The following is a 12,704-nucleotide window of genomic DNA, read 5'->3' as shown; positions in this document are numbered from 1 at the left end:
ATTAAAAGCATCATGAAAAAGACAACCATTCTTTCTTTGGACGGCGGTGGAATAAGAGGAATCATTACCTGCATTATTCTGCGTTACATAGAAGAGCAACTACAGTATCACGATAAGCCGGGTGCCAAACTCGGGGATTATTTTGATCTTATTGCAGGAAGCAGTACGGGAGGCCTGATTGCTTCTATCATTCTATGTCCTGATGGACACCAGAAAGCAAAATATTCTATTCAGAAAGGATTAGAATTATATGCTGAAAAAGGTGGCGACATATTCCAGGTGTCTTTTTGGGAAAAACTGATCAACCCATTTGGTTTGCTGAATGAAAAGATCTCCCAGGAAGCGCTTGAAAAAAATTTGAATGACTTTTTTGGAAATTTAGAACTAAAAGAATTGATAAAACCATGTTTAATAACAAGTTATGATATTGAAAACAGAAGAGCCAAGCTTTTCAATTCATGGAAAGCCCATTTGAGTAACGACAACTTCTATGTAAAAGACGTTTGCAGAGCTACCTCAGCCGCGCCCACTTATTTCAGCCCGGTACAGATCAAATCTATGTATGGACAGATCTTCAGTCTGATCGACGGTGGAATGTTTGCTAATAATCCTGCACTTTGTGCTTACGCAGAAGCAAGAAAAACGCCTTTTGCCGAAGTGTTAAAAAACCATCAGAAACCCAACTACCCTGGTGTAAATGATATGATTATTGTTTCTATAGGAACCGGATTTGAATCCAGAAGCTATTCTTTCAGGAAACTGGAGAAAGCCGGAAAAATCGGATGGGTGAATCCTATTATCGATATTTTAATGTCTGCTAATGCTGAAACCGTTGATTATCAACTTTGTCAGATGTTCCAAACCTTAGGACAGAGAAATCAGAAGAATTATTACCGTATCAATCCTTCCTTGAAAAATGCTTCTCCTGCGATGGATAACGTAAGAAGATCTAATATTGAAAATCTGATTCAGGCAGGATTAAGTTATATTGATGACAACAGGGAAATGCTTAATCAGATTGTGCAAAAGCTTATCAAAAACAAAATATAAGTCATTTTGCTTATAACAATAAAATATAATCCAATTAGCTTATATTTTAAATTTTAAAAAGTTTAAAATATACGTCAAGTTTTGTCGCTTTCAGCTCTTACTTTTGAAGTATAAACCAAGCACAAAAAAACTATCATTAAAAACTTTACAACAACTATTGAATTCAACATTTATTAATGCTGAACAGTCAAAATTGTATCAAAATTTAAACAAACCCTCATCAACACAAGATATGGAAACACTACATCACCATTCAGATATTATTTTTGATGAAGACCTCTATACTATTGAATGGAGTGACATCGAAAATGCAGAGATAGATTATGAAAACTATCTTAATGAGATTGAAAATTTCTTCAGAGATGATTTTGAAAATGATATTCTTGAAGAAGAAATTTTATAAAGAATTTTAAACATGCCAAGTTCTGTCGTCGTTCACCATTACCTTTGAAACGCTAGTTAAGAACACAAAAATAATCATTTAACCTTCTATAAGCCCTTGAATTCATCATTCACAAAAATGCTGGACGGCCAGAACTGTGTTTAAAATCCACATGATAAAATCACAAATAAATGAAACTTCTGATTAAAAAGCCCGGTGGATATCAGAGTCGGAAACCACCTAAAAAAATAAGGCTCCTAAATGAAGACATTCTAATAAAAAGAAGCTTCCAAATTAACTTATTAAACAAAAAAATTACAAAATGACAGAAAATGAAACTCCTGTAACACCGATTGCAGAGAATACACCTACACAAACACTTTTCAGATTTGTAAGTCTGAGAAGTCCACAATTATCTGATGAGAAAGAACAGGATAAAAGATTTATTCTAATTCCTGAAGATCTTAAAACAGATACTCATTTTTATGTTCCTGTAACTACCGGAACAGGATCAAAACTGAGCCTTTTAAGAGAGCGGGCAGGTCTTTATGCACAAAACAGTGATTGCATAACTGACTTGAATGCATTCAAAAACACTTATGCTATTGTTTATCACTTCGCAGCCTGGCTAGCCAGAAACAAAGGAACTTGTACCTATGAGGAATTCATACAGCAAAGAGATATAGTATATGCATCTATAGGGTATACTACTCCTAATCTTCTTGTTTTATGGAATAACCTGATTTATCAGGTGGTCACTCAAAAAGATTTTTATATCAAGGAAACCGTGATGCAAATGCTATTCGCTATCCATGCCCTTCAACATCAGGCAAACAATGAAAATGAAGCCAAAACATTACTAGAGGCCAGAGTGGTATTGCCTAAAGAACTTATGATGGATGAGAACAGCCCTTCTTCATCTCAAGCATCCCGAATTGCCGATGTTGCTCAGGAAACATTCCCAACCGAAGAGATGAAAAAGCAGCAGGAAATTTCATTATCAAAAGTAATGCTTGGAAAATATGAGGAGCTAAAAAAGAATCTTGCCACAGCTGAAAAACAGTATAGCAAAGAATATCAAACAGCATATCAATTACAGCAAGAAGCATATCAGACTGAAATTGCTCCTATTATGGCAGAATATAATGAAGCTGTTGCTGCTGCTAAGGCTGAATATTGCAATGTAAGACCTCCTGAACAGGAGTATGACCCAAATGATCCTTGCAGACAGCCCAAAGAAGTTCCGCAACCAGTACTTCCAAAGTTTGAATTTAATTTCAGAGATGAAATTTCCGGAGAATCATTAGCTGCAACATTAAAGCCCGGTAACCTCGAAACTGCTCTTAACATTTTAGGATTTGAATTTTACACGGAGTTTGATCCCGTAAAACCTACTGAAGCTGATATTGCTCAAATCAATTCTTTATTGGAGGGCAGAAACACATTTGCAGAAATAAATGCCTTAATTAGTGAATCTGTTGAAAAATCAAACAATACAATTGTTGAAAATACAGACGGCAATAATGAAGTCTATACAAGCATTGGCGGCGTTATTCTTCCCATGTCCAAAGCTGGTTTTGAACCTTACACCTATCAGTTATGTCCTCAAAAAATTGGAAGATATAATACATTTTCACTATCCATTACTGTTCCCGACAGCTCATGGGATGTAGCAGGAATCAACCTTGTTCATAAAGAATACGGCAGCAATAATCAGATTATAACTTCAAACTTCAGTTATTTCACTAAATCCAGAAGTGGAGACACCATTTATTTATCTGATCTTTTATCGAGTCCTACTACAACAGGTGTAATGCTTATTGATGTTACCCGCGATTTTGAATTTGATATTACATTTACCAATGGACAGACTACTCATTTCACCGTACCAGGTGTTACATTAAAAAGCTGCTTATCTGGATATTTTGAGACTTGGGCAGCAAATAATCCCGGGAATCCCGGAGAGCCGGTAGATCCGGAAAACACATTTATCCCTTCAGGATTCGGTTTTAAAAATATTGGTATTGCAGATTATTTAAAGGTAGAGCAAAGCACACATGCTTATGTAGAAGGTGAGGTTGCGCACATCGAAAATATTATGGCTCGTGAATATCGTGAAAAGTCTACTAGAAAATTAAGGAGAACCGAGAATACGACCACTACATCTTCGGATACAGAGCGAGAACAGCTTTCAGATACTACTACAGCCAATCGTTTTGAAATGCAGACCGAAATTGCGAAAATGATGCAGGAAGCAACAGACATTGGAGCTTATGCCAATACTTCTTATACATCTCCGAAAGGTACATTCTCATTGAATGCAGGAGCTAATTATGCTCATCATCAATCTAAGGAGGAAAGTACAAGACAAGCTGCAAACCAGGCTCAGGATATAACATCAAGAGCAATGGACAGAATTGTTAATAAGGTGCATGAAGAAAGAATTGAGAAAATTATCGAAGAATTTGAAGAAAACAATTCTCATGGTTTTGATAACAGAAAAGGAGATAAACATGTTGTGAGTGTTTACAGATGGGTAGATAAATTGATGAAAAACCAGATCTACAACTATGGAAAGCGAATGATGTTTGAGTTTATGATCCCTGAACCGGCTAAACTTCATTTATTGGGAACGGCACTGGATAAAAATGCCAATCAAGCCTCTTTAATTAAGCCTGAAGATCCAAGAACATCTCAAAATATGCCGATGAAAGATTATTTGGCACTTGAGAATGATATGGTTTTAAGATACTGGGCCAGTAAATATAATGTCGAAATTGATGGCAAACCGGAAGATTATAAAGTAGTAGGAACAGCTTTCGCCACCAACCAAAACTCCAAAGAAGCAGGCTTTACTAAATCATCCGTTGAAAAAATACAAATCCCTGAAGGTTATTATACAACACACTCTCAAATTAATATTGGACCGGAGTCTGAATTTGGTGCCCAAAATTACCTAGGACAAGGGTGGCAGGCTATTACTGTGGCCGATAATACTCAGTATAATAATGTTTTAGGTAATCCTAAAGTCATGCCTAAATACACCGAAGAAGTTCCTGTTTCTTATTTTAGTGTGGCACAGCATGGCCAGGTTTCTTCGGTAATTATTTACCTTCAGGTATTACCTGAATATAAAAAAGCATGGTTAAGAAAAACTTTTAATGCTATTATTACAGCTTATGAAGAAGCCTTGGTAGAGTACAATAATAAATTATCAGAAGAACAGAATAAGGCTGTACAGATAAAAGGGTCAAATCCTGCATTTTATCGTCAGATTGAAAACATAATCCTTAGAAAAAACTGTATTTCCTATATGGCAGACAGAAATGCTAATTCTACACATGGGTATGGTTTGGAAGGCCTTACAATCGGCACTTCTTTCGGAGATTACGAAACTGTTCTTTCTTCTACGTTAGATAAATATACAGCTTTTGTGAAGTTCATGGAACAAGCTTTCGAATGGGAAAATCTATCCTATTATCTGTACCCGTACTATTGGGGAAAGAAAAGCAATTGGAGCGATCTGTATCAATCCGATGATGTGGACCCATTATTCCGATCTTTTCTACAAAGTGGTATGGCAAGAGTTGTTGTAACGGTACGACCGGGATTTGAAGATGCCGTACAATTCTACTTAGCAACCGGTAAAATCTGGAATGGTGGTGAGGTTCCTGTCATTGGGGATGAACTTTATCTGTCTATTGTGGATGAATTGAAGGAACCAAAAGGAATCAAACAAGGAAAAGCCTGGTTAACGAGACTTCCTACAACATTAAATATCCTTCAGGCAGAAAGTATTGGTTTAAAAGTCGCCCATGCTTTACCATTCACTACCGAAGACCCTGATGATTTCGAGGTTCCGTCAGAAGTGATTACTGAGGATAAATTCAACTTTGAAAAGAATGATCATCTTTTAGGTATAGAACTTCCTTCTTCAACAGCGCAAGCAATCACCGGAGACTGGCAACCTGCCGTAAACTAAAAAATCAACTTTTAATAAAAAACATAATATGTCGAATATAGGAAAAATTATACGTGTAAATACATTGCCTCCTGAAGGAGAAAGAGAAACCAATGTACTTTACCAAGTAGCTGTACCAGGTACAGCTACTTATACAGACTACGCCATTGATGAAAACGGAGATGCAAAAACGCCTGTTTTACAAGGTTTAAGCTCACTAGCGTTATCTGGAAAACTCGCAGACACGGAAGAAATTCATAATGGCGTCTCTCATTATGTAGATACAGACAGAAGGATATTCATTAACGGAGCCGAGCAATCTCCGGATCAGGCAGTAATGTATGACGCATTAGTTTCTGGCTGGAATGTTTTGCCAAATATGGTTGGAAAACAAGAAAGTGATAATGGATACAATTCACGATATACCGTTCAGGGATGTGATATTTTTGAGGATTTTACAGGTAATACTGATTATCGCCCTTCACATCCTGCCCACGACTCTCTAATAGCATTTGGAAATATTTTAGGAAAGGGGGTCGTTGACGGAACGAATCTTTCTCTTTTTGGAACGGCGGTATTCCCTACTAATGACGTCCCAATCTGGGATAGTGTAACTGGTATGGGTAAAGGTATTTGTAATGCTAAAATGCCCCACAACGCTCCTAATAGAGTAGCAACAGCCAGTAACGGTTTTAACCTTAGAAATATGATGTCGGGAGTTGTTGCTTTCGGAAATGAGATCTGGGCAGGTGACTTTCATACCTCAACCCTTGTAGGAGCTAATATCAGAAATTTCAGATATGTATTCAATTCCGTTGTTTTAGGAAATAATATTATGGATCTTACGACAGTTAAGTATCCTGGAGAGGCTTATGACATCTTCCTTGACAATGATGTAATCTTAGGAAACGGAATATACAAAGACCCTAAGAGACATCAACCCACGCATAACTTTATTGTAGGAAGTACAGAATTTTATGGCAGCGGAACCTGGGATCCAAGCTATAAACCTCTTATTGAAGGGAACTTCAAAGACAAGTATTTAGGAGTTAACGGAAAAAGCATTAATCATATTCAGGATGAGTATCATAAAATTCCAACAGAAAATGTTTCATTAGGGATTGTCAATACTCCGCCAAATTCTAATGCTACTTATGACACCGTTACGAAGAAGTTAACACTCAACTTATCTCCCGCCGGGACTTATAGGCTATTTGACAATCTGATTCCGGGTGAAGTTTACTTATTTACAATATATTCCAATATAGGAAGTACAGGTACATGGGGATATAATGTAAGTGGTGTGATAGATTCAGGTAATCCGGATTCATGGCTAGGTACAAAAAACCAATTAGCAAGTGTTTCCGCTACATCTGGAAATAACTTTGATTTACTTCTTGAAGGGACTAATATTACCGGGGATATTTATGTTGAACTCAATCATGTTAAAAACAATGAATTTCAGGATTCTGTATATGAAATCAGGGATTATTATGGTGATAAAACATTTGAGATCAGAACCGGTAACGCCAGTGAAAAACATGTGGCCATCGGAAAAAATTCAGCAAGTAAATATGCTAGCGGAGCCAATAATACCATTCTGGGAACAGACTCTTTAACAAGTACAAATTCTATCAATACAACAACAGTTATTGGAAATGATAATTTTAAAGCAGCTAAACTCTCAAGACTAAACCAAGTTGTCGGGCACAATATTGTAGCAAATGCAGAAACCCCTCACAGGATTGTTGCCCTTGGACAGGACATTGCCCCAAATGCCCAATACCTTAGTTCTGCAACATTAATCGGTACCGGAGCTTTACAACAGTTCAAAGGAACATATAATTCAAATTCGCCTAATCCGTTTAATGAAATTGTTGCTGTTGGAGGGGGAGCAGGTTTCCAGGTTGAAGAATCTAAAAGAAGTGTTTTTCTTGGGGCTGGAACCGGATGGTGTAAAGATGTTACAGGAGGGGTTATTATAGGTAACAGATCAAGATTTAAGGATTCTGCCACTTCAGTTAACGAAATAGTTATAGGGGAAGCCGCAGTAGGAAATGGAAACAATACCGCAACCATCGGAAATGAAAATACTACCGATCTCTACATCGGTGGAACGAATGCCGGTATTACTTTAAAAACCACTGATGGCCTTAAAAACATCAGAACTGCCACCAATGCTGATGGTCTGACCATAAAAGAAGTTGGCCAAAGCGATCCTATTATTTCTTTTGACTCTACTCACGGAGCAAGAGGAGGAAAGCAATACGCTCCTTCTTCAGATCTTGACTATGTTCAGAAAAAATATGTCGATGATAGTTTTATACCTTCAACGGGAACACCATCAACAAAACCAATAACCGGTGATATTTATTTTGCTCCAACTAATTATGTAGGACTCTCAAAAGAAGCAGGTACTGATGATGGACTAACTGAAAGAATCATGTTTGCTGATGATACTGGTATTGATATGACAGTTTCAAATTCCACAAAATCAAGCAATTTTGTTATTGGTCTATATGGTTTTCAAGGAGGTATTAATGATACGTTACCCCCATATAACGGATTTAATTATGGCTTTTTTGATACAGTAGGTTATACATCTGCAAAAGATTTTACGAATGCCATCGGTGATTTGGATTATACGCAGAAAAAATATGTCGATGATAAAGTAACAGCATCAAGACCATACAAAGTTTATACAGCTTTATTAAATTTTCAGGCTGGAACATTTGACCCTTCATTTGTAGTTTTAGAAAATACAATAGGAGATATTGTCTGGTCGAAGACTTCTACGGGCGAATACGTAGGCGAATTGGCAGACGCTTTCACAAGCAATAAAGCCTGGTCTCAATCCCAAATCAATTCTACCGACGGTGGGGTTCCTTTTGGATGCCGCGCCGGAAGACTCAATGATGATCAGTTTTTCCTGAGCATCTTTAGAAATAATGACGGAAGCCCGGCAAGCGTTTCCGGAACAGCCGGAACTATTGAAATTAGAGTGTATAATTAAAAAACCTCTTATTATAATGATTGGCAGAGCCTAAAAACTCTGCCCTTTTAACTTTAAAAATCACAAAATGAGTTTAGAAATATTAAATAATCCTTTATTGGAAACCCATTTGAATTCTCTTTTAGGAAGCAATAATCCAAATCTTTCCGGCTCATCCTTTTCTGTTCTGAAATCACCTGTAGAATTCAAACAACTTACTTCAAAACAAATTGCTGATACTTATTACAATGGAAAGCCGGTTACAGAGGGAAAGGGTTTTCAGATATATTCCGATGATCCTGTATTCGGAGGAAACATAGAAGAAGTTACCCTCTACAAAACCCGTTTTAATCAGACTATTGGAGGAATTGATGTTGTACTGTTTGCAAGCAGGGATGGTGCATTCTTATTACAACGATTTATGGAAGCTCTGCCACAAAGCAACGAACTCATCCTTTTCATGGAAATAGATGATAAATATAACCGGAACACCGTTCTCAGAGCAGTTGCAGGAACCAATCTTACCCATAAAAAAGACATTCCTTTTGCTGATATACTCAATTTTACAAGAAAGCATGAAGTAACCGTAACTCCGGAAGCCCTTAAAAAACTGATCGAAGAAAAAATTTATCGAAACAAAGTCGGCTTTATCAGCTGGTTTTTAGGATTAAAGGATGCGAGTGTAGGAAGAATATTCAGTTTTTTTAAACAGGACTTGTTGGAAAAAGCAGGAGCCTTTTTTGAAGAAACGATTGCTGATAATATTGCCGGATTAAAAATCACAGAAAACGGCTGGAACCCCACCCCGAAAAAAGGAGAATACAGTCCTGCTTTTATTCCGGACGCTCTTCACAGGGAGCTCAAAAAATATTACGAGCATAAAGCTTCCCCGAATCCTTATGAAAACCTGGACGGTCAGAAAAAAATTAGCTCCGGAATCGTTAGAACTCTTTTTGCAAAGATCAGTGATGTGAAATCGGATTTTAAAAACCTTCTTAATAATGCAGACCCTTTTTTCCCGGATTTCATCTATAGAAAACTCAAACAGGCATTAAACCTGTTCTTTGGGAAGATCGACAAAATGGAAGAATATCTTGCAGATCCCCTTACCGGGCTGCAGCATGTCATCTACAGAGGCCATCAGGTCGCGAATGCACTTTTGTGTGGTATTTACAATAGCCTGATCGATATCATTGCAGGGATTTTCTCTCTCATAGGCTTTATTTTTAAAGCAGTGGCTACTATGGAGAAGATTAAAGACCGCAAGGTCGAATATGGAGAAATGTTTTTGGAACTGATGGAAGATATGATGGAAGGGATTATGAAGTTTGACTATGCAGATTTCTTTTATCGGTGTATTACCTTTCAAATGAGAACAGTGTTGCGACTGGTAAAGTGGATCGATGAAGCAATGCCTGGATTTACATTAGAGAAAGCTGCTTATTATTACGGTTATGTCATTGGTATGATAGCAGATATTATTGTTGAAACCCTTCTCACAGGCGGAGCGGCAGTTGTAGCCAAATTAGCAAAAACGGTGGAAAGCTTTCTGCTAAAGCCATTGGAAAAGATTGCTCAGATAGTTTCCAAAGCTGAAAACCTATTGACACGGGTCTTAGATTTCATCGGAATGATGCTTCGCGAGTTTAAAAAAGGACCAAAGGAAATTTTTTCTAAATTAGAGAAATTTTTGAATGAAGCTTTCGGGTTTGGGGAAAATGTGGCAGATCATGCTTTAACTCCCGCAGAAAAAAGATGGAAGGATAAGCAAAGGAAAATTCAGGAGAAACTAGAACGGAAAAATAAAAAATATTCTCCTGAAAATATAAAAGGAAACGGAGTATATAACGGAAAGATATTATCAAAATATGATATTGAAGAATGGGGGAAATTATTGAAGAAGAAGTTTGGAACATCATTAAAAAAAGTAGAAAGATTTAAAGATCCAAGCGTATTAGCTCAATTTGACCCCAATACCAATACCATTCTTTACAAACAGAATGTAACAGAATATTTGATGGCACATGAACATTTTCATGCTGAAGAAATGTATAAGATTGGATTTGATGAATATGTGAAAGATGCCCCATTAAGTCATATAATGGAGGAAAATTATACTCCTGAAAACTGGAAACGTCTTTATAAAAGAGAAAAATACGTTTATGACCAATTGGTAAAAAACGCAAAGAAATTTTATCTCAATAATGAGGAATTACAACATGCGTTTTTCTATTTTGATGGTAGAGTTATATTTGAATTAGAAAAAAGAAATATTAAAATTCCTAAAATCTAAAAATTATGTTAGAACAAGAATTAGAAAAAAAGTTAGAAAAATTTTTATTAGAAAATAAAAGAATATATTATAAAAATTCTATTAAATATTCTGGCATTAGAAATATGAAGAGATTAAATGGTGACCATCAAAAACTACATTTGGTAAATTTCATGGTTCCCATTTCTGACCAGCCTTATGATGGAAATGGATTATACTTTGCTACTTTTGATGAAAAAACGCATAGACTATTAGAAATAGTAGGGCCTCAATCTTTTGAAAAAATAGAGGAATAGTTTTCAACCGCTTCACTTGAAGCGGTTTTTATTTTCTTCTAAATTAGAGAAATTTTTAGATGAGGTTTTTGGATTTGGAGAAAATGTGGCAGATCATGCGCTTACTCCTGCGGAGAAGAGATGGAAGGATAAGCAGGAAGCTATACTAGAAAGACTTGCAAGGAAGAACAGAAAACCAGAAATCCGAAGACAAGGTATAGAGAGACGAAAAAGGATAAAAAAATTCTGGAAAGATGGTTATGATCCTGACCCTTCTTTTTCAATCTGCGGTTCAGGAAAAGTTTCTCACCCAAAGCTTTGGAAAAGCATTATGGATGATTTAGCGAAAAAAGGTTGTGAAATTAAATACGGAGAAAAGAATTTGACTTATGGTCCACATCCCGCAGGAGGAGCTCCAGGTAAAATTTCTATAACAGAGAATGCGTCAATTACTGCATTAATGCATTAACAAAAGCACTTTTTAACGCAAAGAAATTTTATCTCAATAATGAGGAATTATATCACGCTTTTATTTATCTTGATATTGAAGTTATTATAAAATTAGAAAAAAGAAATATTAAAATTCCAAAATATAAATCATGATAGAACAAGAATTAGAAAAAAAGCTAAAAAACTATTTAGATAAAAAAGAAAAAGTTTATTATTCAGATTCTGTAAATTATGTAAGTTTAAGAAACGTTAAGCAACCTAATGGCACATTCAAAAAAATGCACATTGTTTCTTATATGGTTTCTATTAATGATCAGCAATATGATAGTAATGCTTTTTATTCTGCTGCTTTTGATGAGAAAACTTTAAAGTTAGAGTTTATTATTGGACCACAGTCACTTGAAAGAATAGAAGAATGATTTTCAACCGCTTCACTTGAAGCGGTTTTGTTTTTCTAAATTAGAGAAATTTTTGGATGAAGCTTTCGGGTTTGGGGAAAATGTGGCTGATCATGTGCTTACTCCTACGGAGAAGAGATGGAAGGATAAGCAGTGGAAAATCCAGGAAAAACTAGAGAGAGAGAGAGAGAGAGAGAGAAAAAAGTGAAGAAGGCCGGAATGGCTGAAAACATTAATGCATGCATTACTATGACTGTAGAAGAATTTGAAGAAGGCCTTAAAAAACTCTCAAAAATAAAACCGGAAGAAGCTTTAGAGTATTTAGATGATGCTATGATATATTTTAACCATCATATTGTTGATGGAAAAATTGTACAAGCTTCTAACACTAATTGTGTTAATGTTGTTCAAAAAGTTGATGAATTTTTAAAAACAGGTAAGATTTCTAAAGCAGCCGCTTCTGGAGCCCAAGAGTATTATGTATTGGAAAAACTTTATACAACTTTTCCACAATAAAATCTATAATAAAAGAGGGGGAAAGAGGAATTGGCAACAAGTAAACGTTAAAGTATGGATAACCCGCAAAAACCAATTAAAAAATTAGCTCAACATAATTGGGATTTTACACTTTATCAAATTGATGATAAAAAAATTATAGAGGTTGTATTTCATAATAGTTTTGTAGACATTAGTAAAAGTTTTATTCTCAATGAAGAAGAGCAAGACTATGATTTTGAACAACTGAAAGAATTGTCGGAAAAAATCAGAAATAATTATGATTCTTTTAAAGAAAGAGAAATACCTTCTATCGAAGCTCGAAAGCACTCTAAGGGTATCAGAAGATAATTTACGAAGCAGTCTCAAAAGGGCAGCTTCTTTTTACTTACTATATCTTATGAAAAAATAGTCTTTTCTATGAATTTC

At 35.9% G+C, this 12,704-nt stretch carries 10 protein-coding genes; all 10 read left to right on the top strand.

Annotated features, from left to right (window positions below):
- Window positions 1-12: 12 nt before the first annotated feature.
- Window positions 13-1,050, top strand: coding sequence for a patatin-like phospholipase family protein (locus ACGHIN_RS01375; RefSeq protein ID WP_390450221.1), 1,038 nt, complete (start codon window positions 13-15; stop codon window positions 1,048-1,050).
- Window positions 1,051-1,282: 232 nt separating this feature from the next.
- Window positions 1,283-1,453 (top strand): hypothetical protein, encoded by a 171-nt coding sequence (locus tag ACGHIN_RS01370; protein WP_390450220.1) that lies wholly within the window; start codon window positions 1,283-1,285, stop codon window positions 1,451-1,453.
- A 301-nt stretch (window positions 1,454-1,754) separates the two neighbouring features.
- Window positions 1,755-5,414, top strand: a complete 3,660-nt coding sequence (locus ACGHIN_RS01365; RefSeq protein ID WP_390450219.1) for a hypothetical protein — start codon at window positions 1,755-1,757, stop codon at window positions 5,412-5,414.
- Window positions 5,415-5,442: 28 nt separating this feature from the next.
- Window positions 5,443-8,406, top strand: coding sequence for a hypothetical protein (locus ACGHIN_RS01360; RefSeq protein ID WP_390450218.1), 2,964 nt, complete (start codon window positions 5,443-5,445; stop codon window positions 8,404-8,406).
- Between the two features lie 67 nt (window positions 8,407-8,473).
- On the top strand, window positions 8,474-10,678 hold the full coding sequence (locus ACGHIN_RS01355; RefSeq protein WP_390450217.1) for a zincin-like metallopeptidase toxin domain-containing protein: 2,205 nt from the start codon (window positions 8,474-8,476) through the stop codon (window positions 10,676-10,678).
- 5 nt (window positions 10,679-10,683) lie between these two features.
- Window positions 10,684-10,953: a hypothetical protein gene (locus ACGHIN_RS01350; protein WP_390450216.1), complete on the top strand. Its 270-nt coding sequence runs from the start codon at window positions 10,684-10,686 to the stop codon at window positions 10,951-10,953.
- A gap of 16 nt (window positions 10,954-10,969) precedes the next feature.
- Window positions 10,970-11,401, top strand: coding sequence for a hypothetical protein (locus ACGHIN_RS01345; RefSeq protein WP_390450215.1), 432 nt, complete (start codon window positions 10,970-10,972; stop codon window positions 11,399-11,401).
- 130 nt (window positions 11,402-11,531) lie between these two features.
- Window positions 11,532-11,801, top strand: a complete 270-nt coding sequence (locus ACGHIN_RS01340) for a hypothetical protein (RefSeq protein WP_390450214.1) — start codon at window positions 11,532-11,534, stop codon at window positions 11,799-11,801.
- A 132-nt stretch (window positions 11,802-11,933) separates the two neighbouring features.
- The gene (locus tag ACGHIN_RS01335) at window positions 11,934-12,296 is read left to right on the top strand and encodes a hypothetical protein (protein WP_390450213.1); all 363 of its coding nucleotides are present in this window, start codon (window positions 11,934-11,936) and stop codon (window positions 12,294-12,296) included.
- A 54-nt stretch (window positions 12,297-12,350) separates the two neighbouring features.
- Entirely contained in the window at window positions 12,351-12,626 is a 276-nt protein-coding gene (locus ACGHIN_RS01330; RefSeq protein ID WP_390450212.1) for a hypothetical protein, read from the top strand.
- Window positions 12,627-12,704 lie beyond the last annotated feature (78 nt).

This window comes from Chryseobacterium barbadense, from assembly GCF_042849955.1.
Taxonomy (GTDB): Bacteria; Bacteroidota; Bacteroidia; order Flavobacteriales; family Weeksellaceae; genus Chryseobacterium.
The sequence above is the reverse complement of the archived record's forward strand: the minus strand, read 5'-3'. Positions and strand labels throughout refer to the sequence as shown.